The organism is Microbacterium aurugineum (assembly GCF_023101205.1).
In the GTDB taxonomy this organism is placed as follows: Bacteria; Actinomycetota; Actinomycetes; order Actinomycetales; family Microbacteriaceae; genus Microbacterium; species Microbacterium aurugineum.
Genome location: NZ_CP078078.1, coordinates 2,689,554 through 2,716,411 on the forward strand (window position 1 = coordinate 2,689,554; position 26,858 = coordinate 2,716,411).

The window sequence follows — 26,858 nt, forward strand, 5'->3', positions numbered from 1 at the left end:
TTCTCTCGAAAAGAAGGAGCCTTTCGGGAATGCTCTCCTTCAGAACGCGCGAACTCCTTCAGAACGCGCGGCGCCGCGCCCAAGGCCCCCGCCCATCCCGGACACGAAGAAGGCCCCAGGCGAATCACCTGGGGCCTTCTCACTCAGCACTCACTCAGTTGTAGGTACCGGGCGTGATGTCGTCCGTCGAGAACGCGTCGAAGTCGACGTAGCCGAAGTCGCCGTCAGCGTACGCACCGTCGGATGCAAAGATCCGGTTCGGGTAGCGCTCGCTCTTGGCTTCCTCGGTGGCCTCGACCGTGACGTCGCGGTACTTCGAGAGACCGGTTCCGGCAGGGATGAGCTTTCCGATGATGACGTTCTCCTTGAGACCGACCAGCGGGTCACGCTTGCCCTGCATCGCAGCCTCGGTGAGCACGCGGGTCGTCTCCTGGAAGGAGGCGGCCGACAGCCACGACTCGGTCGCGAGCGACGCCTTCGTGATACCCATCAGCTCCGGACGGCCGGACGCGGGGCGCTTGCCCTCGGACACAGCCTCGCGGTTGATCGACTGGTAGCGCTTGAGGTCGACCATCTCACCCGGGAGCAGGGTCGTGTCGGCGTGATCGACGACGGTGACCTTGCGGAGCATCTGACGGACGATGACCTCGATGTGCTTGTCGTGGATCGGCACACCCTGCGAGCGGTACACGCCCTGGACGCCGCCGACGAGGTAACGCTGCACCTCGCGAGCACCCATGACGCGCATGATCTCCTTGGGGTCGAGCGTGCCGACCTGCAGGGGCTGACCGACGGTGACGTGCTGGCCGTCCTCGACGAGAAGCGTGGCACGCTTCAGCACCGGGTAGACCACGGGCTCGTCGCCGCTGTCGGGCGTGAGAATGACCTTCTTGCCCTTGTCGGTCTCGTCGATCGTGATGCGGCCATCGGCCTCGGCGATCGGGGACGCACCCTTGGGGGTACGCGCCTCGAAGAGCTCCTGCACACGGGGAAGACCCTGCGTGATGTCGTCCGCCGATGCCGAACCACCCGTGTGGAAGGTACGCATCGTCAGCTGGGTACCGGGCTCACCGATCGACTGGGCCGCGATGATGCCGACGGCCTCGCCGATGTCGACGGTCTTGCCGGTCGCGAGCGAACGGCCGTAGCACTGCGCGCAGACACCGACGGCGGAGTCGCAGGTCAGGACCGAGCGCACCTTGATGCTCTCGACACCGAGACCGACGAGCTTGTCGATCAGCACGTCACCCACGTCGTCACCGGCAGCGGCGAGCACCTCGCCCGACGCGCTCACGACATCGGAGGCCAGCGTACGAGCGAACACTGAGTTCTCGACGTTCGCGTCGCGCACGAGCTCACCCTGCGAGTTCGGAGCGGCGATCGGGAGCTCGAGGCCCTTCGACGTGCCACAGTCCTCTTCGCGGATGATGACGTCCTGCGAGACGTCCACCAGACGACGGGTCAGGTAACCCGAGTCGGCGGTACGCAGAGCGGTGTCGGCCAGACCCTTACGGGTACCGTGCGTCGCGATGAAGTACTCCGCCACCGACAGACCCTCGCGGTACGAGGAGATGATCGGACGCGGGATGATCTCACCCTTGGGGTTGTTCACCAGACCACGCATACCGGCGATGTTCCGGATCTGCAGCCAGTTACCACGAGCACCCGAGGACACCATGCGGTTGATGGTGTTGTCCTCCGGGAAGTTCGCCCGCATCGCGGCCTGGACCTCGTCGGTTGCCTCGGTCCAGATCTTGATGAGCTCCTGGCGACGCTCGGAGTCGGTCGTCAGACCCTTCTCGTACTGCGACTGAACCTTCGCGGCCTGCTTCTCGTAGCCGGCGACGATCTCGCCCTTGTTCGGCGGCGTGAGGATGTCGCTCAGGGCGACGGTCACACCGGAACGCGTGGCCCAGTAGAAACCGGCGTCCTTGATGCGGTCCAGCGACGCGGCCGTCTCGACCTTCGGGTACTCCTCGGCCAGCTTGTTGACGATCTGCGACAGCTTGTTCTTGTCGGCCTGCTCGCGAACGAACGGGTAGCCCTTGGGAAGCGTGTCGTTGAAGATCGCCTGACCCAGCGAAGCGTCGACGAGACCGTGACGCTCGTAGCCCTCGGGAGCTTCGCCCTCGAGGAAGGTCAGACCGGGGATGCGGATGCGGATCTTCGCCTGCAGGTCGAGGGTGCCCTCGTCCTTGGCCAGGATCGCCTCGCCCACCGAACCGAACGCACGACCCTCACCGACCGCACCCTCCCTGACCGTGGTCAGGTGGTGCAGACCGATGATCATGTCTTGCGAAGGCAGGGTGACCGGACGACCGTCGGACGGCTTCAGGATGTTGTTCGACGCGAGCATCAGCACGCGGGCCTCGGCCTGAGCCTCAACCGACAGGGGCAGGTGCACAGCCATCTGGTCACCGTCGAAGTCGGCGTTGAACGCCGCGCAGACGAGCGGGTGCAGCTGGATGGCCTTACCCTCGACGAGCTGCGGCTCGAACGCCTGGATACCCAGGCGGTGCAGGGTGGGTGCACGGTTGAGCAGCACCGGACGCTCGCGGATGATCTCTTCGAGCACGTCCCAGACCTCGGGACGGGTGCGCTCGACGGCGCGCTTGGCAGCCTTGATGTTCTGCGAGTGACCGAGATCGATCAGGCGCTTGATGACGAACGGCTTGAAGAGCTCCAGCGCCATCTGCTTGGGCAGACCGCACTGGTGCAGCTTCAGCTGCGGGCCGACGATGATGACCGAACGGCCGGAGTAGTCGACACGCTTTCCGAGCAGGTTCTGACGGAAACGACCCTGCTTACCCTTCAGCATGTCGCTGAGGGACTTCAGGGCACGGTTACCCGTACCGGTGACGGGACGACCGCGGCGACCGTTGTCGAACAGGGCGTCGACGGCCTCCTGCAGCATGCGCTTCTCGTTGTTGACGATGATCTCGGGGGCACCGAGGTCGATCAGACGACGAAGACGGTTGTTGCGGTTGATCACACGACGGTAGAGGTCGTTCAGGTCGGAAGTCGCGAAGCGGCCACCGTCGAGCTGGACCATCGGGCGCAGCTCCGGCGGGATCACCGGGACGACGTCGAGGACCATCGCGGCCGGGCTCATGCCGGTCTCGAGGAACGAGCTGACGACCTTGAGGCGCTTGATCGCACGGATCTTGCGCTGGCCCTTGCCCTCGGAGATCTGCAGACGCAGGTTCTCCGCCTCGGCGACGAGGTCGAACGCCGCAAGGCGACGCTGGATCGACTCGGCGCCCATGTAGGCCTCGAAGTACTGGCCGAAGCGGTCCTGCAGCTCGTGGAAGACGTCGTCCTCCGGGCGCAGGGCACCGACCTCGAGGGTGCGGAAGTCCTCCCACACGCGCTCCAGCTTCAGGATCGCGTCGTCTGCACCCTTGCGGATGAGCGACATCTCCTTCTCGGCGGCGTCCTTGACCTTCTTCTTGGCGTCGGCCTTGGCACCCTCTGCCTCGAGAGCGGCGAGCTCCTCCTCCAGCTTGGCCAGGCGCTCCGCGATCTTGGCGTCGCGACGGTCGCCGAGCGTCTTCAGCTCGAGGCGGATGTTGTTCTCCTGCGTGCCCAGGTCGCGGTGGCGAGCTTCCTCGTCGACCGAGATGACCATGTAGGCGGCGAAGTAGATGACCTTCTCGAGGTCCTTCGGTGCCATGTCGAGCAGGTACCCGAGGCGCGAGGGCACGCCCTTGAAGTACCAGATGTGGGTGACCGGAGCAGCGAGCTCGATGTGACCCATGCGCTCACGACGGACGGAGCTCTTGGTGACCTCCACGCCGCAGCGCTCGCAGACGATGCCCTTGAAGCGGACGCGCTTGTACTTGCCGCAGGCGCACTCCCAGTCGCGGGACGGGCCGAAGATCTGCTCTCCGAAGAGACCATCCTTCTCCGGCTTCAGAGTGCGATAGTTGATGGTTTCGGGCTTCTTGACCTCACCGTAGGACCACGCGCGGATGTTCTCTGCGGTGGCCAGGCCGATGCGAAGCTCGTCGAAAGTTGTGGACTCGAGCACTAGTTCTCCTGTGTCGGAAATTCTGTTTGAGAAGTCTGCTTCGGTGTGCCCGGGAGTTGGACCCCCGGGCACACCCGCGGATTAGATCTCGTCGATCGAGGCGGCCTCGAAGCGGCTGGAGATGTTGATACCGAGCTCTTCCGCGGCGCGGAACGCCTCATCGTCGGTGTCGCGGAGGTTCACCAGTGTGCCGTCGGCCGAGAGGACCTCGACGTTCAGGCAGAGCGACTGCATCTCCTTCATGAGCACCTTGAAGGACTCGGGGATGCCGGGCTCCTGGATGTTCTCGCCCTTGACGATCGCCTCGTACACCTTGACGCGGCCGAGGATGTCGTCGGACTTGATCGTGAGGAGCTCCTGGAGCGCGTATGCGGCGCCGTAGGCCTCGAGGGCCCACACCTCCATCTCACCGAAGCGCTGTCCACCGAACTGCGCCTTACCACCGAGCGGCTGCTGGGTGATCATCGAGTACGGACCCGTGGAACGTGCGTGGATCTTGTCGTCGACCAGGTGGTGCAGCTTCAGGATGTACATGTAGCCCACGGAGATCGGGGCCGGGAACGGCTCGCCGGAGCGGCCGTCGAACATCTGGGCCTTTCCGCTCGAGTCGATCAGACGCACACCGTCGCGGGTCGGGGTCGTGGCGTCGAGGAGACCAGCGATCTCCTCCTCGCTCGCACCGTCGAACACCGGGGTGGCGACCTTCGTACCGGGAGCAGCCTCGAAGGCCTCCTCCGGCAGACGGACGGCCCACTCCGGGGTGCCCTCGACCTTCCAGCCCTGCTTCGCGATCCACCCGAGGTGGGTCTCGAGCACCTGGCCGAAGTTCATTCGACCCGGGATGCCGAGCGGGTTCAGGACGATGTCGACCGGGGTGCCGTCCGCCATGAACGGCATGTCCTCGATCGGGAGGATCTTCGCGATGACACCCTTGTTGCCGTGACGGCCGGCGAGCTTGTCACCCTCGGTGATCTTGCGCTTCTGGGCGATGTAGACCACGACGCGGCGGTTGACACCGGAGCCGAGCTCGTCGTCGCCGTCCTCGGCGTTGAACTCCTTGACCGCGATGATGGTTCCCTGCTCGCCGTGAGGCACCTTCAGGGACGTGTCGCGGACCTCGCGGCTCTTCTCGTTGAAGATCGCGCGCAGCAGACGCTCCTCGGCCGACAGCTCGGTCTCACCCTTCGGCGTGACCTTGCCGACGAGGATGTCGCCGGGGCGGACCTCGGCGCCGATGCGGATGATGCCGCGCTCGTCGAGGTCCTTCAGCAGCTCCGGGCTGACGTTGGGGAGGTCACGGGTGATCTCCTCCTTGCCGAGCTTGGTGTCGCGCGCGTCGACCTCGTACTCCTCGATGTGGATCGAGGAGAGGGTGTCGTCCTTCACCAGGTCCTGGCTCAGGATGATCGCGTCCTCGAAGTTGTAGCCCTCCCACGTCATGAACGCGACGAGGAGGTTCTTCCCGAGGGCCAGCTCGCCGTTCTCGGTGGCGGGGCCATCGGCGATGACCTCTCCGACCTCGACGCGCTCACCGGCGTTGACGACGACCTTCTGGTTGTACGACGTGCCCTGGTTCGAGCGGTCGAACTTGCGGAGGTGGTACTCCTGCGTCCCGCCCTCATCGAGCATGACGACGACGCGGTCTGCGGAGACCTCGGAGACGACACCGGCCTTGTCGGCGGTGAGGACGTCACCGGCGTCGATGGCCGTGTAGCCCTCCATACCGGTTCCGACGAGCGGCGAGTCGCTGCGCAGCAGCGGGACGGCCTGACGCTGCATGTTGGCACCCATGAGGGCGCGCTGTGCGTCGTCGTGCTCGAGGAACGGCACGAGCGAGGTCGCGACCGACACCATCTGGCGCGGGGAGACGTCGATGTAGCCGATGTCTTCCGGCAGGAACATGTCGACCTCGCCGCTGCCGCCCTTGGGGCGGGCCAGGACGTGGCTCTCGATGAAGCGACCCTTGGCATCGAGCGGGGCGTTCGCCTGCGCGATGTTGAAGTCGACCTCTTCGGAAGCCGTGAGGTAGTCGATCTGCTCGGTCACGACGCCGTCGACGACCTTGCGGTACGGGGTCTCGATGAAACCGAACGAGTTGATGCGCGCGAAGGTCGCGAGCGCACCGATCAGACCGATGTTCGGGCCTTCCGGCGTCTCGATCGGGCACATGCGGCCGTAGTGCGAGGGGTGGACGTCACGGACCTCGACGCCGGCGCGGTCACGGGAGAGACCACCGGGTCCGAGCGCGGAGAGACGACGCTTGTTCGTCAGACCTGCGAGCGGGTTGTTCTGGTCCATGAACTGCGACAGCTGCGACGTTCCGAAGAACTCCTTGATCGCGGCGACGACGGGTCGCACGTTGATCAGGGTCTGCGGCGTGATCGCCTCGATGTCCTGCGTGGTCATGCGCTCGCGGACGACGCGCTCCATGCGGGAGAGACCGGTGCGGACCTGGTTCTGGATGAGCTCGCCGACCGCGCGGATGCGACGGTTGCCGAAGTTGTCGATGTCGTCGGTCGCGAGACGGATCTCGGCCTTCTTGCCACCGCGGATGCCCGTGAAGGTCTCCTCGGTGCCTGCGTGCAGGCGGACGAGGTACTTGATCGTGGCCACGATGTCCTCGACGGTGAGCACCGAGGAGGTCAGCGGCTGGTCCAGGCCCAGCTTGTGGTTGATCTTGTAACGACCGACCTTGGCCAGGTCGTAGCGCTTCGGGTTGAAGTAGAAGTTGTCCAGGAGGGCGCGGGCGGCCTCGGCGGCGACCTGCTCGCCCGGACGGAGCTTGCGGTAGATGTCGCGGAGCGCATCTTCCTTCGTGACGATCGTGTCCTTCGCGAGCGTCTCCTCGATCGAGGTGTAGCCGGCGAACTCGGCGAGGATCTCCTCGCTGGTCATGCCCAGCGCCTTGAGGAAGACGGTGACCGACTGCTTGCGCTTGCGGTCGACGCGCACGCCTACCTGGTCGCGCTTGTCGATCTCGAACTCGAGCCATGCGCCACGGCTCGGGATGACGCGCGCCGACACGATGTCCTTGTCGGACGTCTTGTCGGGGGTCTTGTCGAAGTAGACACCCGGGGAGCGGACCAGCTGCGAGACGACGACGCGCTCGGAGCCGTTGATGATGAACGTGCCCTTGTCGGTCTGCAGCGGGAAGTCGCCCATGAAGACCGTCTGGGTCTTGATCTCACCCGTGAGGTGGTTCATGAACTCGGCCTCGACGTACAGCGGAGCGGCGTAGGTCTTGCCACGCTCCTTGCACTCCTCGATCGAGTACTTCTCCGGCTCGAGGTAGGGGTTCGTGAACGACAGCTGCATCGTCTCGCCGAGGTCCTCGATCGGAGAGATCTCCTCGAAGATCTCGCCCAGACCGCTGTTCTCGTTGACGTCCGTGCGCCCCTGCTTCTTGGCCTCGGCCACGCGCGCCTTCCAGGCGTCGTTGCCGACCAGCCAACCGAAGGATTCGGTCTGCAGAGCGAGAAGGTCAGGGACCGTCAGCGTGTCGGAGATCTTGGCGAACGAAAGACGGGAAGCTCCGCGTCCGTTCTTGGTGGTGGTGGATGTGGATGCGTTGCGAGCAGCAGCCAAGGGAATAACCTCCGTGAGCCCCGCAGGGCTTCTCGATTCCTTTGTCGTCAGGTGGAGTGTGCGCTCGAGAACTCAACGAAATGCCGACCACCATATGAGGGCAGGGAGGAGCGAGCGCAACTACCAACTATACGCACGATTGTGCGACATGGCAAGCGCAGTCCTTGACCAATGTGGGAAGCTGCGGTATGAGCCCTGGCCCGGTGCTCTCAGGACGCGATGTTCAGCTCGTTGCCGGGGATCGAGGCCAGCAGTCGCCGCGTGTACGGGTCCCGCGGGTTGGTGAAGATCTCCTCCGACGTCGCCGCCTCGACGAGCCTGCCGTCCTTCATGACGCAGACGTAGTCGCTGATCAGTCGCACCACGGCGAGGTCGTGGGAGATGAACAGATAGCTCAGTCCGTACTCCCGTTGCAGGTCGCCGAGCAGCGTGAGGATCTGGTCCTGCACCAGCACGTCGAGCGCCGAGACCGGCTCGTCGCAGACGATCACGTCGGGAGAGAGCGCGAGGGCCCGCGCGATCGCGACGCGCTGCCGCTGACCTCCGGACAGCTCGGACGGGTAGCGACGCAGCATCGACTGCGGCAGCGCCACGTCGTCCAGCAGCTGCCGTACGCGCGTGCGTCGATCGGCTCCGCTGCCCCTCTTGTAGAACTCCAGAGGTTCGGCGATCAGGCGCTCGATCGTGAACATCGGGTTCAGGCTCGAGTACGGATCCTGGAAGATGGGCTGCACCTGCTGGCGGAACTCGCGCGTCTCGGCCCGCGAGAGCGCCGAGATGTCCTTGCCCTCGTAGCGGATCAGTCCGCTCGTGGGCTCGATCACCTTCAGCAGCATGCGCGCGGTCGTGGTCTTCCCCGAGCCGGACTCCCCCACGATCGCGACCGTCTCCCCGCGCGGGATGACCAGCGACACGTCGTCGACGGCCACGAAGTCCTCGCCACGCCCGCGCACCGGGTACACCTTGGTGAGGTTCTCGATCTCGACGATGTTGTCGGCGGGGACGGTCCCGGCGGCATCCGTCTCTGCGGCATCCGTCTCTGCGGTGCGCTCCTGCACCCGGAAGGCCTCCGGCCGCAGTCGGGCGGCGGCGACCGAGGGAGCGGCCTTCACCAGCGACTGCGTGTACGGATGCTGCGGATCCTCCAGGATCTGCCGCGCGGCACCTTGCTCGACGACCTTGCCGCGGTGCATCACGATCACGCGCTCCGCGCGCTCAGCGGCGAGCCCGAGGTCGTGGGTGATGAGCAGCACGGCCGTTCCCAGCTCGCGGGTCATCTGCCCGATCTGATCGAGGATGGTCTGCTGCACGGTCACATCCAGGGCGCTGGTCGGCTCGTCGGCGATCAGCAGTCGCGGCTTGCACGCCAGACCGATCGCGATGAGCGCGCGCTGGCGCATGCCGCCGGAGAACTCGTGCGGGTACTGCTTCGCACGCCGCTCCGGGTCGGGAAGGCCCGCGGCCGTGAGTGCCTCCACCACCTTGGCCTGCACATCCTGCCGGGTCGCGAGACCGTGGGCGAGCAGCGTCTCGGCGACCTGCGTGCCGATCTTGGCCACCGGGTTCAGGTTCGACATCGGATCCTGCGGCACGAGACCGATGTCCCGGCCGCGGATCGTGCGCAGCTCGTTCTCGGAGGCGTGCGTGATGTCCCTCCCATCGAGCCGGATGCTCCCGGAGGCCACCTTCCCGCCACCCGCGAGCAGTCCGATGATCGCCATCGCGGTGGTCGACTTGCCCGAACCGGACTCGCCCACGATCGCGACGGTCTCGCCCGGACGGATCTCGAGGTCGACACCTTCGACGGCGTGCACGACCCCGTCCATGGTGGCGAAGTCCACGGCGAGTCCTTGGACGGACAGCAACGGCTCGGTCGACATCTGATTCTCCTTCACGGCGCGCGTCGCGCCTTCGTCGCGTGCGTTCATCGCGCCCTCGTCCGCGGGTCCATCGCCTCGCGCAACGCCTCGCCGAGGAGGGTGAAGCCGAGCGCCGTGACGGCGATGCAGATGCCGGGGAGGAACGCGAGCCACGGGGCGATCGCGAGTTCGGACTGTGCGTAGGTGAGCATGCGCCCCCACTCGGCCGTCGCGGGGCCGCCGCCGCCGAGACCGAGGAACGACAGCGCCGCCGCATCGATCACGGCGGTCGCGAGCGTCAGCGTCCCCTGCACGATCACGGGGCCGATGGCGTTGGGGAGCACGTGCGACATGGTGATCTTGCCGCGGCCGAGGCCGAGCGTCTGCGCCGACAGGACGTAGTCACTCGAACGCTGCTGCAGCATCGACGCACGGAGCAGCCGCGCGAAGATCGGCACCTGGGACGCACCGATGGCGATCATCACGGCGAACGGGGTCTGTCCGAGGATCGCGGCGATCGACACCGCGAGCAGCAGGTTCGGCACCGAGAGGATGATGTCGACCACGCGCATGATCACGGTGTCGACCCAGCCGCCGAACGTCCCGGCGATGAGGCCGAGGATCATGCCGCCGACAAGGCCCATCGCGGTGGAGATGACACCGATCAGGAGTGATGCCTGCGCGCCCCAGATCAGCTTCGACAGCACGTCCCCGCCAAACCGGTCGAGGCCGAGCGGGAACTCCGGCAGCTCCCCCGGACCGGGGATGTGGGTCGGCGTGATGTACTTCGCCCCGGGAAGCGCCGTCTCCGGGTACGGAGCCAGCCAGGGGGCGAGTGCGGCGACGAGCAGGAACAGCAGCACGATGACGGCGCCGATCCAGGCCGTGGGATTACGACGGAGGCGGCGGAACACGTCCTGCCAGAATCCGCCGGAGCTCTTCTTCAGGTCGGCCTGCGCGATCGCGACGGTGTCGATGCCGCCGCCGCTCTCTGCCGATGGCCCCTGGGCGGGCGGAAGAGGGATGCTCATGCGACCGCCTCCTTTCGGACGATGGAGAGGGACATCACTGCACCCTCACTCTCGGGTCGATGAAGCTGTAGGAGACATCGACCGCCAGGTTGATCAGCGCGTACGCGATCGCGATGAAGATGATGAAACCCTGAAGGACCGGGAAGTCCCTGGTGAAGATCGCCCTCGCCAGGAACGAGCCGATGCCGGGGAAGGCGAACACCGTTTCGGTGAGCACCGCCCCGGAGATCAGGAGTCCGGTCTGCAGGCCGATCGTGGTGATCACCGGGAGCATGGCGTTGCGCAGGATGAAGCGGTTGCGCAGCGTCGGGGAACCGACGCCCTTCGCCCGACCGGTGCGCACGTAGTCCGCGTTCTGGACTTCCAGCACGCTCGCCCTGGTGATGCGCACGATGATCGCGAGCGGGATCGTCCCGAGCGCGAGGGCCGGCAGGATCAGATGCAGGATCGCGTCCCATGCGGCGTCGAATTCACCGGTGATGATGCCGTCCCACACATAGAACCCCGTGGGATGCGTGGCGTCTATTCGAGGATCCTGTCGTCCGTCAGACGGCAGCCAGCCCAGCTGCACGGCGAACACGTACTTCAGGATGAACGCCAGGAAGAACACCGGGATCGTGATGCCGACGAGGCTCAGCACGACCGATGCGTGGTCGGTGAACTTGCCGTGACGGCGGGCCGCCCAGTAGCCCAGCGGGATACCGATGCCGACCGCGAAGATGAGCGCCATGACGCTCAGCTCCAGCGTCGCGGGGAACCGGCGGAGGAACTCCTCCGTCACCGGCCGGTTCGTCTGGATGGACGTTCCGAAGTCGCCCTGCAGGAGTCGGCCGATCCAGGTGAAGTACTGCTGGATGATCGGCTCGTCGAAGCCGTACAGCTCGTTGACCCTGGCGATGGCCTCGGGGGTGGCCTTCTCACCGAGGAGGGCGACCGCGGGGCCGCCGGGAAGGGCCCTGACCCAGGCGAACAGCAGGATGCTGAGCCCGAACAGGGTGGGGATGAGGAACAGCAGTCGCCTGCCGATGGTGCGCAGCACGAAGATCTCCGTCGATCGGAAGGTACGCCGCTCCCCGGTCCCGCGGAGTGCGCGGGACCGGGGCTCGACGTATCACACGGTCAGGCCTACTTGGTGAGGACGATGTCGGTGAAGACCTCGTCGTTCACGGGGCTGGCCGGGTAGCTCTCCACGCGCGGGTCGAACGCCAGGGTCGGCGCCGGGTGTGCGAGCGGGACACCGGGGATGAACGTGGCGACCATCTCGTTGATCTCCTCGTACAGCGCGGTCTGCTCCTCGAGGTTGGAGACGCCGCGCGCCTCGGTCAGCTTCTGGAACAGCTCCGGGTTGTCGAAGCCCCACTCGGAGCTCTTCTGTCCGAAGAAGACGCCGACGAAGTTGTCGGTGTCGTTGTAGTCACCGGTCCAGCCCAGCAGGTGGATGCCGTGGTCGGCCGTGCCGGTGGTGCGGTCGAGGTACTCGACCCACTCCTCCGAGACCGGGGTGGTCTCCACGCCGACTTCGGAGAGCTGCGACGACAGGACCGTGTAGATCTGCTCGGGGTCCGGCATGTAGGGACGAGAGACGTTGACCGGGTAGTTGAACGTCAGCTTCAGCGGGTTCGCCTCGTCGTAGCCCGCCTCGGCCAGCAACGACTTGGCCTTCTCGGGGTCGTAGTCGAAGGTCGTCACGTCCGGGTTGTAGCCGTTGACGACCTCGGGGACGAACTCGATCGCCTTCTGCGTGCCCTCGGGGAGCACCTGGCTGATCAGGGCGTCCTTGTCGACGGCGTACGACAGCGCCTCACGGACCTTCGGGTCCTGGAGCTCCGGGACGGCCTGGTTGAACGCGAGGTACAGGATCGTGAACGGCGGGCGCGAGACCATCGTGAACCCGTCGTCGGCGAGGGCCTTGGTGTCGGCGGGGCCGACGAGGTCGTAGCCGTCGATCGAGCCGGACTCGAGTGCCTGGCGGCGGGCGGTCGGGTCATCGATCGTGCGGAAGATGATCTCGTCGATCTGACCGGCATCGCCCCAGTAGTCGTCGTAGGCCGTGAGCGTGACCTGCTCGCCCGGTGCCCACTCCTCGAACTGGTACGGCCCGGTACCCACTGGGTGTCCCATCGCGTACTCGGACAGCTGCGGTGCCTCGGCAGAACCACTGACGTCGTCGGCGCCGAACTCCTGCATGGCCGACGGGCTCTGCATGGCGAACGAGGGCAGCGAGAGGGAAGCGACGAAGCCGGCGAACGGCTTGTTCAGGTCGACCGTGACCGAGTAGTCGCCGTCCGGGGTGCACGACTTGTAGACGGCATCCGCCGCGTTGGAGGCGTACCCCTTGAAGAGCTTGTTGTAGTAGTAGCCGAAGGCCTCAGAGGCGGCCAGACCGGTCCAGTTGAACCAGCGGTCGAAGTTGGCGCAGACGGCCTCGGCGTTGAACGGCGTCCCGTCCTGGAAGGTCACGTTCTCCTTCAGCGTGAACGTGTGCGACATGCCGTCCTCGGACGACTCCCACTTCTCGGCGAGGAGCGGCGCGGGGTCGGCGGTGCCGGGCTCGGTGCCGACGAGACCCTCGAAGATCTGACGCGAGACGCGGAAGCTCTCGCCGTCCTGCGCGAACGCGGGGTCGAGGCTCGCCGGGTCGGAGGACGCCGCGAAGACGAACGTCCCGTCCACGTCGCCGGAGCCCTCGGCGCCGTCATCCCCTCGTTCGCTCGCGACGCACCCGGCGAGGGCGAGAGCGGCGATCGTGGCTCCGGCTGCGGCGATGAGACCTCGCCGACGCTTGACTGATTGGTGCATTGTGTGACCTTCCCTGTCGGGCGCTTCTTTGCGCGTCCCGAAGCCTCTTCGCCTCGGGGACGGTGATGACTAGACGGTACCCAGCGGATCCTCAGATACCAAACGCATCCAGGTTGCAATCCGGTATCGGCGCGACCGGCGTCGATCCGGTAGTGTCCAGATCGTGCCCGACTCCCCCACGCTCGCCGTCTGCTTCGGAGAAGGTATGGTCGCCCTGGTCGCGGCCGCCGCGGGACCGCTCGAGGACTGCCGGACCTTCCACCGCTCCCTCGCGGGAGCCGAGTGGAACACCGCGATCGCCCTGGCGTCCGCCGGTATCCGCACCGCCGTCGTCTCGCGCGTCGGCGATGACGGGTTCGGTCGCTTCCTCAGGGCGGAGCTGCGCGCCCACGGCGTCGACGATTCCGCGGTGCAGGTCGACGCCGACGCGCCGACCGGACTCTATGTGAAGGAGCTCGCCCCGCGAGCGGATGGCGCGGTCGACGGCACGATGCACTACTACCGGTCGGGTTCCGCGGCCTCGGCGATGTCCCCGCAGACGTTGGCCGAGCCGAGGACCTCCGCACTCCTCGCCGAGGCGGCGCTCGTTCACACCTCCGGAATCACCCCGGCCCTGTCCGCATCGGCACTCGCGGCGCAGGAATCGCTGCTCGCCGACCGGCGTCCCGACAGTCTGCTCAGCTTCGACCTGAACTGGCGGCCCGCGCTGTGGCGTGGCCGCGTGGCGGAGGGGAAGTCGGTCGTGTCGGACTTCGCCCGCCGGGCCGACATCGTGTTCTGCACCCGTCCCGACGCCGAGGCGGTGTTCGGGACCAGTGACCCGCAGGAGCTCCGTGTGCTCTTCCCCGAGCCCCGGTACCTGCTGGTCACCGACTCCGGCGGCGCCGTCGCCTACGACGGCACCGAACGTGCTGAGAGTGAAGCGCTCGACGCCCCGGTCGTCGAGACGATCGGTGCCGGGGATGCCTTCGCCGCCGGATTCCTGGCCGGCGTCCTCACCGGACTCTCGCTCACGGGAAGCCTCGCCCGCGGACACCGCATCGCGACGCGCGCGCTCGTCAGCACCCGCGACCACGTCGACTGACACGCCCTCGGTCCAGGAAGAGTGGCCTCAGGGCCTCCGTCGCGACGGCACCGCGTCGTGCGTGCGCTGCAACGACACGGCCACCGGTTCGCCGCTGTGCTGCACGACGCGGACGAAGAGCACGTCGACCAGGGCGAGCTGGGCGATACGGCTCGACATCGCGGCCATCCGGAACGGCGACTCCCGCGCGTGCGTGAGCAGCACGACATCCGCCGCGAGCGCCACCGGTGAATCGGCCACGCTGGTCACCGCGACCGCCAGGGCTCCGGCGTCGCGCGCGACGTCGAGAGCACGGATCGTCTCGGCGGTCTCGCCGCCGTGCGAGAACGCGATCGCCACATCACCGGTGGTGCGCAGAGCGGCGGCGGTCACCGCGAGATGCGGATCCGAGGAGTGCGAGACCGAGCATCCGATGCGAGACAGCTTCAGCAGCAGGTCCTGCGCCGTCAGGGACGACGCCGCCTGCCCGAAGAGATCGATGTGCCGTGCACCGACCACCGCGCGGGCGACCCGGTCGAGGGCATCGGCATCGAGGGCGAGCGCGGTCTGCTCGATCGCGTCGATCTCCTGCGCGGCGAGCTTGGCCGCGATGGCCGTCGGCCCGTCCTCCCTGTCGATCGCCGTGGTGTCCAGGCCGAAGCGCGCCTGCTGCGCCTGCGCGAGCGTGATGGCACGCGCGACCGCGACCCGGAGTTCCCGGTACCCGGAGTAGCCCAGGGACTGGGCATAGCGGGCGACCGTCGACAGGGACGTGCGGCAGAGCTGGGCGAGATCGTTGATCGCGAGGTCCACGACGAGCGTGGGGTCTCCGAGGATCGTCTCGGCAACCCGTGCCTCTGCGGCACTCACCTTCGGAAGGGAGCGTCGCACCCGAGCGAGAACGTCATCGTCCATGGGGGTCCTGTCTCAGCCGGCGCTGTTCATCCTCTGCTTCACGGCGAAGCGCCCCAGGAGTGCTTCCCTCGCCATCTGCGCACCGAGCCTACTGGCAGCGGCGACCTCGATGGTGGGCAGCGGAAGGGGACTCCGCGTCGGAAGACCGACGTTGACGACGACCGCTCCGGGATCACGGACAGCCGCCCGCTCGACGAGAGAGCGCTGCGCGGCATCCGTGTCGGGTCTGTCGATCAGCAGCACCGTCGTACCGGGCGCCGCCGTGACCTCGTCGAGCACACGGTCCTGCTCCGGCAGGTCGGCGGACGCGACGTCCAGGCGCACACGGAGTCCGTCTGCGGCGAGGGCATTCGCCACGTACGATCCCGCACTGTCGACGGCGAGGGTCGACCGGCGGCGCGCGTCGATGACCGCGAGGGCCGTGGCTGCCTCGGGGGCATCGCCGGAGATCGTCACCGTCCGACGCACGATCTCCGCGGCGTCGTAGTCGTCCGGGTCGTCGTGCCCGAGCTCTGCGGCGGCGCGCAGCTTGGTGGCGAGTGCGGCGACGCGAGCGGCCGCCTCCTCCACGCGCGCACGGGAGAGCGAGCCGTCGCGCAACGCGGCGACGATCCCGTCCCTGGCCGCGTGGAAGTCCCGTTCGTCCTGATCCACAAGCGCGGCGTCACCCGGGTTGGTCGGGTTGCCGATGCAGAGGAGGTCGGCGCCGGCAGCGAGGGCGAGCGCCGCTCCCCCGCCGAGTCCGACCGTCTCGCGGATGGCGGCCATGTCCAGCGCATCCGTGATGATGACGCCGTCATAGCCCCAGTCGCGCAGCTTTCCGAGCACGCGGGGGTTGAGCGTCGCGGGCTGCTCGCCCCACGCCGGGACCACGATGTGGGCGGTCATCACGGCATCGACGCCGGCATCGACCGCCGCGCGGAACGGCTCCAGGTGCACCCGTTCGAACTCCTCGACGTCGAGAGTGATCTCGGGAAGGGAGTGGTGCGAGTCGAGGTGGGTGTCGCCGTGGCCGGGGAAGTGCTTCACGCACGCGGCGACCGCGGAGTCCTGGATGCCGTCGATCGTCGCGACCACGTGACGGGAGACGAGCGCCTCGTCGTCACCGAAGGCCCGCACGCCGATCACCGGGTTGCGAGGGTCGGTGTTGACGTCGGCGACTGGACCGAGCACGACGTTCGCGCCGACCGCACGCACCCGCCGGGCGAGTTCCGCGCCGGTCCGCTCCGAGGCGACCAGATCGTCGAGGAGCCCGAGCTGAGCGGCTCCGGGCACGGTGGAGCCGGTGGCGGATTCGAGGCGCGTGACGCTGCCGCCCTCTTCGTCGATGCCGATCAGGGCGTTCGGGTTCGCGTCGAGGATCTCTGCGCTCAAGGCCGGGAGTCCTTCGCCGACGTTCTGGCCGAAGTACACCACGCCGGCGAGGCCGTCGCGCAGTTCCTGGCGCAACCACTCGGGTGCTTCGGTGCCGAAGAATCCCGGCCACAGCACACCGTTCGCGAGGCGCTCGAGCTCGTCGGTCATCCCTTCACCGCTCCTGCGACCATGCCCGAGGCGAGCTTGCGCTGCACGAGGACGAAGAAGATCATGACCGGGACCGTGATGATGGTCGAGGCCGCCATGATGCTGCCCCAGTCGTTGGAGTAGAGGCCGAAGAACGACTTCAGACCGATCGAGACCGTGTACTGGTCGGTCTGCGCGCCGAGGATCGTCATCGCGAAGATGAACTCGTTCCACGCGGTGATGAAGCTGAAGATGCTCGTCGCGACCAGACCGGGCATGACCAGGGGCAGCAGCACCGAACGGAACATCCGCCACCAGCTCGCGCCGTCGATGTACGCGGCCTCTTCGAGCTCGACGGGGACGGCCGCCACGAAGCCGCGCAGCATCCAGATGCCGAACGCGAGGGACAGCGCGACGTACACGACCATGAGTCCGAGGATGCTGTTGAGCAGACCGAGGCTCTTGACCTGGAGGAAGAGCGGGATGACGAGCGCCTCGAGCGGCACCATCTGCACGATGAGGATCATCATCAGGATCATGGTGCGGAACTTGAACTTGAAGCGCGCGACCGCGACCGCGGCGAGCAGACACACGAGCGCACTGACGAGCACAGTGACGAGCGCGACGATCGCCGAGTTGCGGAGGTAGGTGCCGAAGCCCCCCTCGGTCAAGACGAAGGCGAAGTTGTCCCACGTGAATTCCTGGGGGACCAACGACTGCCCACCGCTGGAGGCCTTGGCGTCGAAGGCGCTCGAGACCATCCAGTAGACGGGGAACAGGGTGAAGATCAGGACCGCGGCGACCGCGATGCCGGTGCCGATGCGGGAGCGGAGCCTCGGACGCGGGTTCACAGCTCGTCCTCCTTCATGAGGGAGCGGATGTAGACGATCGTGATGCCGATGAGCACGAGGGTGAGCAGCACGGCGAGAGCGGCACCGAATCCGTAGCGGTTCTGTCCGAAGGACTCGACGTAGGACCAGACACCGAGGTTCAGCACCTGACGGTTGCCACCCCCGCCGCCGGGCATCAGGTACACCTGTGCGAAGACCTTGAAGTCCCAGATGGTCGAGAGGATGATCACGACCGAGAACACGGGCCTGAGCGTCGGGAAGATGATCTTCCAGAAGCGGCGCCAGGCGCCCGCACCGTCGAGCGCTGCGGCTTCGAGCATCTCCTTCGAGACGCCGAGGAGGCCGGCCAGCACGGTGATCGCCACGAACGGGAAGCCGTGGTGGACCACGTTGAGGAGCACGATGGCGTAGAACGACCACTGGTTGGTGAACCAGTTGACCGGATCGCTCATGAGACCGAGGTCCATGAGGACCTGGTTGAAGATGCCGCGGTCGGCATCGAAGATGAAGGTCCAGACGTACGTGCCGGTCACGGCGGGCATCGCCCACGCGACCATGATGCAGCTGGAGACGATGACCCGCCAGGTCGTGCCGAGGCGCGCGAGGAGCAGGGCCACGAGCGTGCCGACGGCCACGGTGACGAACACCGCGACAGCGGCGAACCCGACCGTGTTGGGCAGCACCACCGTCCAGAGAGTCGGGTTGGTGAGCGCCTCGACATAGTTGTCGAAGCCGATCCAGTTGTTCTCCCCGGTGTTGATCTCACGCAGGCCGTAGTCCTGCAGCGAGTAGATGAACACCTGGACGAGCGGCCAGAGCATGAGCACCGCGAGGATGGCCAGCCCGGGCGCGAGAAGGAGCCAGGGGCGGGCCGCGACGATCGAGAGACCGCGTCGCTTCCGGCCGCCGGCCACGGAGGCGGAGGTGGACTCCGCCTTCGTGGCCGGCAGTGGCGCTTGCACCATCGACATGGAAGGGATGCTTCCTTACTGGTTGAGCAGTGCGGTCATCTCGGCGGCGGCGTCCTTCGTCGCGGTGGCGACGTCCTTCTGCCCGCTGAGGATGGCCTGGATCATGGAGTTGGTCGTCTTCTTCGCCTGCACGGCGCCGAAGTTCGGGGTGACCGGCACGGATGCGCCGCCGTCGACCATCTGCTCGGCGAACGGTGCGACGAGCGGGTCGGTCGAGGCGAGGGCCTCCTCCATCGCGGACTGCACGCCCGGGAAGTAGCCGGTCTCGTTCGACCACTGCTCGGCGAACTCACCGGTGGTGACGAGCTTCACGAACTCCCACGCCAGGTCGGCGTTCTTGGTCGTGTTGAAGATCGAGAGGTGCGATCCGCCCAGCACGGACGGGGCGATGCCGCCGTCTTCGCCGGGGATGACCGCGGCGCCGATCTTGCCTTCGAGCTCGGGGTTCGCCTCGATGAGCGAGTTCGGCGTCCAGGAGCCGGAGAGCATCATGGCGACGTTGCCCTGGGTGAACGCGTCGCGGAGGTCGGTCTCCTTCCAGGTGGTGGCACCTGCGGAGGAGAAGCCGTGCTCGGTCGCCAGGCCCGTGTAGAACTCGATGCCCGCCTGCGACTCGGGGCTGTCGAGCTCGCTCGTCCAGGTGTCGCCGTCCTTCGTGGCGATCTCGCCGCCGGCACCCCAGACCCAGGGGTAGACCTGGAACTCGGCGTCACCCGGAACCGGGAACGGCAGCATGTCGGGCTTGGCCGCCTTGATCGCGTCACCCGCGGCGACGATGTCGTCCCACGTCTTCGGAGCGTCGAGACCGAGTTCCTCGAACACGTCGGCGCGGTAGACGAGCGAGCGGACGCCGGCGTACCAGGGCATGCCGTAGAGCTCACCGTCGTAGGTGCCGGCGACCTCGAGGCCCTCGACCAGGTCGCCGCGCAGGTCCTTCTCACCGTCGACGTACTCGTCGATCGGGAGGAGTGCTCCGGCGTCGGCGAACTCGGCGGTCCAGGTGGTGCCGGTCTCGGCGATGTCGGGGGTCGTGCCACCGGCGATGGAGGTCACGAAGCGATCGTGAGCGTCGGCCCACTGGATCTCCTCGATCTTGACCGTCGCACCGGTCTCCTTCTCGAAGGCTGCCGAGACGTCGTCGTAGAAGGCGGTCGCGTCGGGGTTGGTGCCCTTCATGATCCAGACGGTGAGCTCCTTGCCCTCACCGTCGGCCGAACCGGTGTCGCTGCCGCCGGCGCAGCCGGCGAGGGCGAGCGTGGCCACGGCGCCGAGCGCCACGGCCGAGAGAATGCGCTTGTGCATTGCGGGGATCTCCTCTTTGAAAGTCCTGGAAAGCATCGGGTACTCACCGGGGGTTAGGAAAAAGTATCCACGACTAACTAATTCCCTGCAAGTTGCTCCCACAATCGTCATATGGCCGTAACATCAGCTTCCCCCGGTAGGCTCCCCGGATGGTTCGCCGCACTCCCGACAAGGACCGTTCGACGGTCGCCCGCCACGCGACGCTCCCCTCTCCCGGGCCCGCCAGAGGTTTCCTGAAGATCGCCGGAATCACGCTGGGCGTCGTGCTCGTCTCCGCGATCGCCGTCGCCGCTTTCGTCGTGACCGACTACTTCAACCGATTCAACGACGGTGCCGTCACGCTGGAGGGTGCGCCGGAGGTCGAGCCGCCCTCGATCAGTGCCTACCCCGGCGAGTTCAGCATGCTCATCATCGGGACCGACGAGTGCGGTGCGGTGTCGACGGGCCTGCTGGGTGAGCGCTGCTCCGAGGCTGACGGCGGGATCCTCAACGACGTGAACCTGCTCGTGCACGTGTCGGCGGAACCCCGCAAGGTCACGGCGATCTCGCTCCCTCGTGATCTGATGCTCGAGACGCCGGAGTGCACCCTGCCCGACGGATCCGTCGCCTCGGCCACGAGCAAGACGCAGATCAACTCGATCTTCCAGCGAGCAGGACTGTCCTGCGTGGCGAAGACGGTGACCGAGCTCACGGGCATGGAGATCCCCTTCGCCGCGAAGATCGACTTCGACGGCGTGATGGAGGTGACCGATGCGATCGGCGGCGTCGAGGTGTGCATCGGCGGCGACGGCATCCGAGACAGCCACACCGCTCTCGACTGGGCGCCAGGCCCCCGCACCGTCTCCGGCTACGAAGCCCTCCAGTTCATCCGCACGCGGCACGGCGTCGGCGACGAGAGCGACATGGCGAGGGTGTCGAACCAGCAGCAGTACATGTCGCGCCTGGTGAAGAAGATCATGAGCGACGAGGTCCTCACCGACCCCGGCAAGGTGCTCGGACTCGCCAACACCGTCGTCGACAACATCGACCCGAGCGACCAGCTGGCCAACCCGGTGCGTCTGGCCCAGCTCGCCCTCTCCATCAAGGACGTGCCGTTCTCCGAGTTCGTCTTCGTGCAGTACCCCGTGTTCGAGGACCCGGACGATTCCGACCGCGTCATCCCCAACCGCGAGGCTGCCGCGACGATCTGGGATGCGCTGAAGGCCGGCCAGTCGGTGCAGCTGACGGGCAAGGCCAGCAACAACGGCGGCGTCGAGCTCGTCGACCCCGCGCCGGGAACCGATCCGGAGGCACCGGCGACCGAGGTGCCTCCCACCGGGACACCCTCGCCGCGTGCCACGCTCGACCCGGCCATCTCCGGCCAGACGGTCGAGCAGGAGACGTGCGCCAACGGCAAGCTGCGCTGAGCCCCTCCCCGGAGCGTAGGCTCGTGCCCATGGGCCGGACGAGATCGCGCGACACCGAGCACCCGCAGGCCCGACTCGATCATGGCGGCATCGCCGGTGTCATGCCGTCGGAGTTCACCACGGGCTTCGAGCTGATCGTCGACGGCACCCCGCAGTCGCACGTCGACCTCGACGACCCGACGCACCTGCACTTCGAGTACATCGTGCGCATGGGGGCGGTGATCGACCAGCTCGCCGCAGGCCCGCTGACCGCCGTGCACCTCGGCGCCGGCGCGATGACGATCCCCCGCTACATCGAAGCGACGCGCCCCGGCTCCCGCCAGCAGGTCATCGAGCTGGAGGCTCCGCTGGCACAGCTGGTCCGGGAGCACCTCCCGCTGCCGAAGGGCGCCTCCATCCGGATCAGGATCGGCGACGCGCGGGCGGGCGTCACGAAGCTCCCGAACGCACTGCGGACGAACTGCGACCTCGTCGTCTCCGACGTCTACTCGGGAGCACAGACGCCCGCACACCTCACCAGCGTCGAGTTCTACCGCGAGCTCGCGGAGCTGCTGGCTCCCGGCGGCGTGCTCCTCGTCAACGTCGCCGACGGTCCCGGCCTCGCCTTCGCCCGGCGCCAGACGGCGACGATCGCGGAGGTCCTCCCGGAGGTCGCCGTGCTCGCCGACACCCAGGTGCTCAAGGGCAGACGATTCGGGAACCTCGTGATCGCGGCGTCCGCCGCTCCCCTGCCGACGGAATGGCTGCCGCGGATTCTCGCCGCCGGCCCCCACCCCGCGAAGATCGCCCAAGGCGCCGAGGTCGAGACGTTTACCCAGGGCGCCCGCATCGTCACGGATGCGGATGCCGTCGCCTCACCGCGTCCCGACGCCTCGCTGTTCCTGCGCTGAGCCGGCCTATCCGGCACAGCGACGACGCCGGATGCGGCGACCAGGGCGCGCCGCCGGGACGACCCCGCGACCGGAAGGCAGACTGGACGGGGACGCTGCGGAAGGAGAGCAATGAGTTTCATCCGGGGATACGACCAGGAGACCCTCCGCGAGGTGGTCGATCTCGACGAGTGCGCGACCCGTCTCGCGGAGATCGAGGGGCAGCGGAGCCTGCCCGCACTGCTGGAGCGGGTCTGGCTGTTGAAAGTGCTCGACCGCCTGGATGAGGCGCTCGCGCTGGCCGACGAGACCGTCCGCCAGGCGCGCATGGCCGGCACCCGCAAGGACGTGCTCCGCGCTCGCGTGCTGCACGCGACGATCCTGCAGTATCGGGGAGCGCATGCTGCTGCCGAACAGGAGCTGGCGACCTGCGCGACCGAGGCCGAGGGACAACGGTGGCTGTCGATCGCGGCCTTCGCGTATCAGCACCACGGCAAGAACGCCTACGACGCCGGGGACTTCGAGACCGCCCGGGAGAGCTTCAAGCAGTCGCTGTTCCTGCGTCGCGAGTCCGGTGCACAGGACAGCGAACTGGAGACCGCGCTGCTCGCGATCGAAGCGGCCGAGCGGCATCGTCCCTCGCAGCTCATCGCGGGCTGAGTCCTCCCGCGACCGCGATGTCGGTCGCATGGCTTACCCTGATCGCATGGCGGAACTCGACCGTGTGCGTGTCTGGGGCGAAGCACTGATCACGCTGCATCTCGATGACAGCTGGTCCTTCGGCTTCGACAATGCCAAGCGCCGTGCCGGGCAGTGCGACTACACGAAACAGCGCATCACGGTCTCGCGCTATCTGGCCGCGCGGTTCGATGACGACGAGATCCACCAGGTGCTGCTGCACGAGGTCGCGCACGCCCTCGCCGGTCACGCGGCGGCGCACGGACCGGCGTGGAAGCGCGTCGCGCGCGACCTCGGATACGTCGGCGGCACGACGCACCACGGAGAGACCGCCGTCGAGCTCGCCCCCTGGGTGGGAAGCTGTCCCGCGGGTCACGTGACGTACCGCCACCGCCGACCGACCCGCCCCACTTCATGCGCGCGTTGTTCGCGCACCTACGACGCCCGACACCTGTTCGCCTGGACGCGGCGCGAGATCTCGTCCGACGTGCGTCTCGCCGCGCAGATGCCGCGCTGACCGCGACTCAGGTGACCGAGTCGCCTGGGTCACCCTGCTCGGTCGAGTCCGCGAGGTCGTGGTGAGGGGCGGCGCCACGTCGGCGGCGAAGCAACGCCGCGATCCCGCGCCAGCCGACGAGGAACGCGCCGAGGACCAGCGTCGCGACGATGATGAACGGCACCTCGGCGGTGTCACCACTGAGCACGCGGATGAGCATTCCGCCTGCGACCGTCACGATCCACACGACCACGCCCCACAGGACGGACCACGGGCGGCGCGGCCTGCCCGGGAGCAGAGCGGCGAGGAGATGCCCGAGGAGCACCGCGATCAGGAAGGGCCAGGCGGTGAGCAGGAACCCGGCGGGGTTCTCATCATGCGAGGCCCGGCCGATCACAGCGAAGACCAGCACGAGCACGATGTCGACGATGACGGCAGGGAGGTACCTCATGCCACGACCCTACGTGCCCTGAGCCCAACCGGAGCCTCCCTCGCCGCACGAGTCCTCGCCGGGGAATCAGGCGAACGGGACGAACGCCCCCGCCCGCAGCACCGGGACGACGTCGACCGCGTCGAGCGCGGCAGCGTCCGTCGTCGACGTCGGCACCAGACCGGCTGCCTCGATGCGGGTGGTCGCCTCGACGCCCCCGGCGAGCTCGCGCCCTGACCCGCTCGCGCCGATCATGTGCCGCAGGGCGCCTCGCAGGGCACGGAACCCCTCGGCAGCGACCGCCGCATCCGGGGCCGTGTGATCGATGCCGCGATCCGAGAGGGCCAGGACGATCGCCCCCGCGCCGAGCTGGTCCTCGACCGCGAACCGCAGCGTTCCCTCCGCATCGGCCTCCCCCGCAGCGATGATCGCGACCGAGGTGCGCGCCTGCCGCCGCTCCTGGAGCGTCTGCACCGCGCGTGCCACGGCAGAGGCGTTGCGAACACCGCCGATCAGCACGGTCGCATCCGGTGCTGCCGCCGCGGCGACTGCCGCGCCGTTCCGCGACCAGCCCTCCGCCTCCGCCAGCACGACCTCCGTGCCGGACACCACCGCATCGATGACCGTGGAGGAGAACCGCAGCACATCCACGACCACCACGATGTCAGTGGGGGCGAGGCGGGCGAGGCCCGCGGTGCCCCACTCGAGACGGACCTGATACGTGGACTGATCGAACGGCGACGGCATCCGACCAGCCTAGAGGCGTCAGTCCGCCGCGAGCGCCTCCACCGGAGCCACCCGCGTCGCCAGGCGGGTGGGCGTCGCCGCGGCCACGAGGGTGAGCACGGCCGTGGAGGCGACGATGATCGCCACCGGGATCCACGGGATCTGCGGTGCCACGAGGCCGGCGGGGACGAAATCGGGCAGGGTCGGGACGGATCCCAGGAGCGACTGCGCGGCGATCCAGCCGTACACGATGCCCAGCACGAGGCCGGTCAGCGTCGCCGCGACGGTGATGTGCGTCGCCTCCAAGAGGACCATCCGCCGCACCTGCCCGTTGGACAGACCGATCGAGCGCAGCAGACCGAGTTCGCGACGGCGCTGCACGACACCGATCGTGAGCAGGTTCACAAGGCCGACCGCGGCGATCACGGCGGAGACGGCCACGAGCACCATCATGATCGCGGCGAAGGCATCCATCGGGGCGAAGAACTCGTCGGGGACCTCTCCCGTGACCTGGCTCATCATCAGACGCTTCGCGGACTCGAGCGCGACGGCGAACATCGTCACCAGGGTCACCCCCATCACCACGCCGATCGCCATCCGCGACGAGCGCTCCGGATACCGCAGTGCGTTCTCGGCGGCGAGTCGCGCGGTGGCACTCGACCCGAACATCCGCCCCACCAACCGCAGCACGGGCGGCATGAACAGCACGGATCCGAGGGCCAGGCCGGTGAACGAGAGCACCCCACCGAAGAAGGCGACCACGACGCCGAGGGGCGTCATGAGGCCGACCACCACCCCACCGGCCAGCAGTGCCGCACCGGTGAGGAGCAGGATCCACGCGCCGATGTGTCGTCCCTTCGTGCCCGAGACCTCCTCGTGCGTGCGTTCCACGGCGCCGCCGAGGGCCTGCAGCGGGGTCACCGAGAGCACCCGTCGCGAGCCGGCCCAGGCTGCGGCCCAGGTGGTGAGCGCCACGCCGACCGCCGGAAGCGCCACGAACGGCTGCGCGAGGGAGAAGGAGGTCGGGACGTTGTCGAGGAACTGGGCGCCGACCTGCACCCCGATCGCCGCCAGCACGAGTCCGGCGAGAAGGCCGAGCCCCGCGCCGATCAGCCCGACCACGAGGCCCTGCGTGCCCACCTCGGCCCGCTGCGAGCGCGCCGTCGCTCCGATCAGACGGAGGAGAGCGATCTGCCGGGTGCGCCCGGCGATGATCGTCGAGAAGGTGTTCGCCGTGACGATCGCCGCGACATACATCGCGACCACCGTCAGCAGCACCGACAGGAGCGCGACGACGAACGCGAGCGTCCCGCTGTCGCCGATGAACGGATCGGCCTGCAACACGGCGCCGATGTAGGCGGTGATCTCCACGAGGAGCACCCCGAACGCGGCCGACAGCGCGGCCACCAGTATGCTGGCGCCCATACCGCGATCACGCAGCCAGGCCAGACGCGGTCCGGTCGCCCGACTCTCAGGGACGACCGACGCGACGGCGGTCACGCGGCCACCTCCGCGGCGAGCATGTACGCGGAGATCTCCTCCGCGGTCTGCCGAGGGTGGTCCGCGACGATGCGGCCGTCTCCGAGGTACAACACGCGGTCGGCGTGACTCGCAGCGATCGCGTCATGCGTGACCATCGCGATGGACTGCCCGTGGTCCCGGCTCGCCGTGGCGAGCAGACGCAACACCTCTCGTCCTGTCTTCGAGTCGAGGTTCCCGGTGGGCTCATCCGCGAACACGAGGTCGGGCGCGGTGGCGAGAGCGCGGGCGATCGCGACCCGCTGCTGCTGCCCGCCCGACAGCTGATGGGGCCGGTGGTTCAAGCGTGAGCCGAGGCCGAGGGTCTCGATGAGACCGTCGATCCTGGCGCGTTCGATCGCGCTCGGACGCCGGCCGTCGAGCTCGAACGGCAGCATGATGTTGGCGCGTGCGTCGAGCGTGGGGACGAGGTTGAACGCCTGGAAGATGAAGCCCACGCGACGGCGGCGCAGGATGGTGAGGTCGATGTCACCGAGCCCGGTGATCTCGGTGTCGCCGATCCACGCACGGCCCTCCGTGGGGCTGTCGAGCCCCGCCATGATGTGCATCAGGGTGGACTTCCCCGAGCCGGAGGGCCCCATGATCGCGGTGAACTGTCCGCGGCGGATGCCCACGCTGACATCGTCGAGCGCACGGACGGTGCCCTCGCCCGAGCCGTAGGTCTTCTTCAGGTGCTGGACGCGGGCGGCGAGCCCCATGTCGGTGGTCGTGATCTCCATGCCTCCGACGCTATTTCGGCCGCTGCCTGCGGGTCATCGCCCGGGCGGATCATCCGCGTACATCGCAAGGATGATCCGTGCTCGAC

At 67.7% G+C, this 26,858-nt stretch carries 20 protein-coding genes; 5 read left to right on the plus strand and 15 right to left on the minus strand.

What is annotated here, in order from left to right; all coding sequences use genetic code 11:
* Positions 1–154 precede the first annotated feature (154 nt).
* The 6 genes from rpoC to KV397_RS13015 all read right to left on the minus strand — a co-directional run bounded on the left by rpoC (position 155) and on the right by KV397_RS13015 (position 13,304).
* On the minus strand, positions 155–4,030 hold the full coding sequence (rpoC, locus tag KV397_RS12990; protein ID WP_047520787.1) for a DNA-directed RNA polymerase subunit beta': 3,876 nt from the start codon (positions 4,028–4,030) through the stop codon (positions 155–157).
* Positions 4,031–4,111: 81 nt separating this feature from the next.
* Positions 4,112–7,615 carry a DNA-directed RNA polymerase subunit beta gene (rpoB, locus tag KV397_RS12995; protein ID WP_261811437.1) on the minus strand — a complete coding sequence of 1,168 codons (3,504 nt, stop codon included), beginning with the start codon at positions 7,613–7,615 and terminating at the stop codon, positions 4,112–4,114.
* A 209-nt stretch (positions 7,616–7,824) separates the two neighbouring features.
* Positions 7,825–9,543, minus strand: coding sequence for an ABC transporter ATP-binding protein (locus KV397_RS13000; RefSeq protein ID WP_261811438.1), 1,719 nt, complete (start codon positions 9,541–9,543; stop codon positions 7,825–7,827).
* The gene (locus tag KV397_RS13005; protein ID WP_047520784.1) at positions 9,540–10,505 is read right to left on the minus strand and encodes an ABC transporter permease; all 966 of its coding nucleotides are present in this window, start codon (positions 10,503–10,505) and stop codon (positions 9,540–9,542) included. Before KV397_RS13005 ends, KV397_RS13000 begins: the two co-directional genes overlap by 4 nt.
* A gap of 34 nt (positions 10,506–10,539) precedes the next feature.
* Complete coding sequence (locus tag KV397_RS13010; protein ID WP_047520782.1) at positions 10,540–11,544, minus strand: ABC transporter permease; 1,005 nt, start codon at positions 11,542–11,544, stop codon at positions 10,540–10,542.
* A gap of 86 nt (positions 11,545–11,630) precedes the next feature.
* Positions 11,631–13,304 (minus strand): ABC transporter substrate-binding protein, encoded by a 1,674-nt coding sequence (locus tag KV397_RS13015; RefSeq protein WP_047520780.1) that lies wholly within the window; start codon positions 13,302–13,304, stop codon positions 11,631–11,633.
* 163 nt (positions 13,305–13,467) lie between these two features.
* Between KV397_RS13015 and KV397_RS13020 the strand changes: the two genes are divergently transcribed.
* Positions 13,468–14,388, plus strand: a complete 921-nt coding sequence (locus tag KV397_RS13020; RefSeq protein ID WP_261811439.1) for a sugar kinase — start codon at positions 13,468–13,470, stop codon at positions 14,386–14,388.
* 27 nt (positions 14,389–14,415) lie between these two features.
* Here KV397_RS13020 and KV397_RS13025 read toward each other — a convergent pair whose 3' ends face one another.
* The 5 genes from KV397_RS13025 to KV397_RS13045 are packed head-to-tail and all read right to left on the minus strand — an operon-like array spanning position 14,416 to position 19,909.
* Entirely contained in the window at positions 14,416–15,282 is an 867-nt protein-coding gene (locus KV397_RS13025; protein ID WP_131491791.1) for a MurR/RpiR family transcriptional regulator, read from the minus strand.
* Between the two features lie 12 nt (positions 15,283–15,294).
* Entirely contained in the window at positions 15,295–16,806 is a 1,512-nt protein-coding gene (locus tag KV397_RS13030; protein WP_261811440.1) for a glycoside hydrolase family 3 N-terminal domain-containing protein, read from the minus strand.
* A complete protein-coding gene (locus KV397_RS13035) occupies positions 16,803–17,636 on the minus strand; it encodes a carbohydrate ABC transporter permease (protein ID WP_047520772.1) in 834 nt (277 codons plus the stop codon). The genes KV397_RS13030 and KV397_RS13035 overlap by 4 nt, the downstream gene beginning before the upstream one ends.
* Positions 17,633–18,607, minus strand: coding sequence for a carbohydrate ABC transporter permease (locus tag KV397_RS13040; RefSeq protein ID WP_047520770.1), 975 nt, complete (start codon positions 18,605–18,607; stop codon positions 17,633–17,635). The genes KV397_RS13035 and KV397_RS13040 overlap by 4 nt, the downstream gene beginning before the upstream one ends.
* Before the next feature lie 15 nt (positions 18,608–18,622).
* Positions 18,623–19,909, minus strand: coding sequence for a sugar ABC transporter substrate-binding protein (locus KV397_RS13045; RefSeq protein WP_261811441.1), 1,287 nt, complete (start codon positions 19,907–19,909; stop codon positions 18,623–18,625).
* 149 nt (positions 19,910–20,058) lie between these two features.
* On the opposite strand from KV397_RS13045, the gene KV397_RS13050 reads away from it, so the two are divergent.
* The 4 genes from KV397_RS13050 to KV397_RS13065 all read left to right on the plus strand — a co-directional run bounded on the left by KV397_RS13050 (position 20,059) and on the right by KV397_RS13065 (position 23,379).
* On the plus strand, positions 20,059–21,315 hold the full coding sequence (locus tag KV397_RS13050) for an LCP family protein (RefSeq protein WP_153243619.1): 1,257 nt from the start codon (positions 20,059–20,061) through the stop codon (positions 21,313–21,315).
* A 29-nt stretch (positions 21,316–21,344) separates the two neighbouring features.
* A complete protein-coding gene (locus KV397_RS13055; RefSeq protein WP_131491787.1) occupies positions 21,345–22,205 on the plus strand; it encodes a spermidine synthase in 861 nt (286 codons plus the stop codon).
* Positions 22,206–22,316: 111 nt separating this feature from the next.
* The gene (locus KV397_RS13060; RefSeq protein WP_047520763.1) at positions 22,317–22,844 is read left to right on the plus strand and encodes a hypothetical protein; all 528 of its coding nucleotides are present in this window, start codon (positions 22,317–22,319) and stop codon (positions 22,842–22,844) included.
* Between the two features lie 46 nt (positions 22,845–22,890).
* Entirely contained in the window at positions 22,891–23,379 is a 489-nt protein-coding gene (locus KV397_RS13065) for a SprT-like domain-containing protein (RefSeq protein ID WP_047520761.1), read from the plus strand.
* 7 nt (positions 23,380–23,386) lie between these two features.
* Here the strand turns inward: KV397_RS13065 and KV397_RS13070 are convergent, their stop codons facing one another.
* The 4 genes from KV397_RS13070 to KV397_RS13085 all read right to left on the minus strand — a co-directional run bounded on the left by KV397_RS13070 (position 23,387) and on the right by KV397_RS13085 (position 26,772).
* On the minus strand, positions 23,387–23,809 hold the full coding sequence (locus KV397_RS13070) for a DUF3054 domain-containing protein (RefSeq protein WP_261811442.1): 423 nt from the start codon (positions 23,807–23,809) through the stop codon (positions 23,387–23,389).
* 66 nt (positions 23,810–23,875) lie between these two features.
* Positions 23,876–24,535, minus strand: coding sequence for a 2-phosphosulfolactate phosphatase (locus KV397_RS13075; RefSeq protein ID WP_248539771.1), 660 nt, complete (start codon positions 24,533–24,535; stop codon positions 23,876–23,878).
* An 18-nt stretch (positions 24,536–24,553) separates the two neighbouring features.
* Positions 24,554–26,014, minus strand: a complete 1,461-nt coding sequence (locus KV397_RS13080) for an ABC transporter permease (protein ID WP_261811443.1) — start codon at positions 26,012–26,014, stop codon at positions 24,554–24,556.
* Complete coding sequence (locus KV397_RS13085; RefSeq protein ID WP_261811444.1) at positions 26,011–26,772, minus strand: ABC transporter ATP-binding protein; 762 nt, start codon at positions 26,770–26,772, stop codon at positions 26,011–26,013. The genes KV397_RS13080 and KV397_RS13085 overlap by 4 nt, the downstream gene beginning before the upstream one ends.
* Between the last annotated feature and the right edge of the window lie 86 nt (positions 26,773–26,858).

Bases quoted from the DNA above. Each gene is read 5' to 3' on its own strand.
- KV397_RS13075 (WP_248539771.1), bottom strand. From the start codon at position 24,535: ATGCCGTCGCCGTTCGATCAGTCCACGTATCAGGTCCGTCTCGAGTGG.
- KV397_RS13015 (WP_047520780.1), bottom strand. From the start codon at position 13,304: ATGCACCAATCAGTCAAGCGTCGGCGAGGTCTCATCGCCGCAGCCGGA.
- KV397_RS13050 (WP_153243619.1), top strand. From the start codon at position 20,059: ATGGTTCGCCGCACTCCCGACAAGGACCGTTCGACGGTCGCCCGCCAC.
- KV397_RS13045 (WP_261811441.1), bottom strand. From the start codon at position 19,909: ATGCACAAGCGCATTCTCTCGGCCGTGGCGCTCGGCGCCGTGGCCACG.
- KV397_RS13070 (WP_261811442.1), bottom strand. From the start codon at position 23,809: ATGAGGTACCTCCCTGCCGTCATCGTCGACATCGTGCTCGTGCTGGTC.
- KV397_RS13025 (WP_131491791.1), bottom strand. From the start codon at position 15,282: ATGGACGATGACGTTCTCGCTCGGGTGCGACGCTCCCTTCCGAAGGTG.
- KV397_RS13085 (WP_261811444.1), bottom strand. From the start codon at position 26,772: ATGGAGATCACGACCACCGACATGGGGCTCGCCGCCCGCGTCCAGCAC.
- KV397_RS13030 (WP_261811440.1), bottom strand. From the start codon at position 16,806: ATGACCGACGAGCTCGAGCGCCTCGCGAACGGTGTGCTGTGGCCGGGA.
- KV397_RS13000 (WP_261811438.1), bottom strand. From the start codon at position 9,543: ATGAACGCACGCGACGAAGGCGCGACGCGCGCCGTGAAGGAGAATCAG.
- KV397_RS13055 (WP_131491787.1), top strand. From the start codon at position 21,345: ATGGGCCGGACGAGATCGCGCGACACCGAGCACCCGCAGGCCCGACTC.
- KV397_RS13065 (WP_047520761.1), top strand. From the start codon at position 22,891: ATGGCGGAACTCGACCGTGTGCGTGTCTGGGGCGAAGCACTGATCACG.
- KV397_RS13060 (WP_047520763.1), top strand. From the start codon at position 22,317: ATGAGTTTCATCCGGGGATACGACCAGGAGACCCTCCGCGAGGTGGTC.
- KV397_RS13005 (WP_047520784.1), bottom strand. From the start codon at position 10,505: ATGAGCATCCCTCTTCCGCCCGCCCAGGGGCCATCGGCAGAGAGCGGC.
- KV397_RS13040 (WP_047520770.1), bottom strand. From the start codon at position 18,607: ATGTCGATGGTGCAAGCGCCACTGCCGGCCACGAAGGCGGAGTCCACC.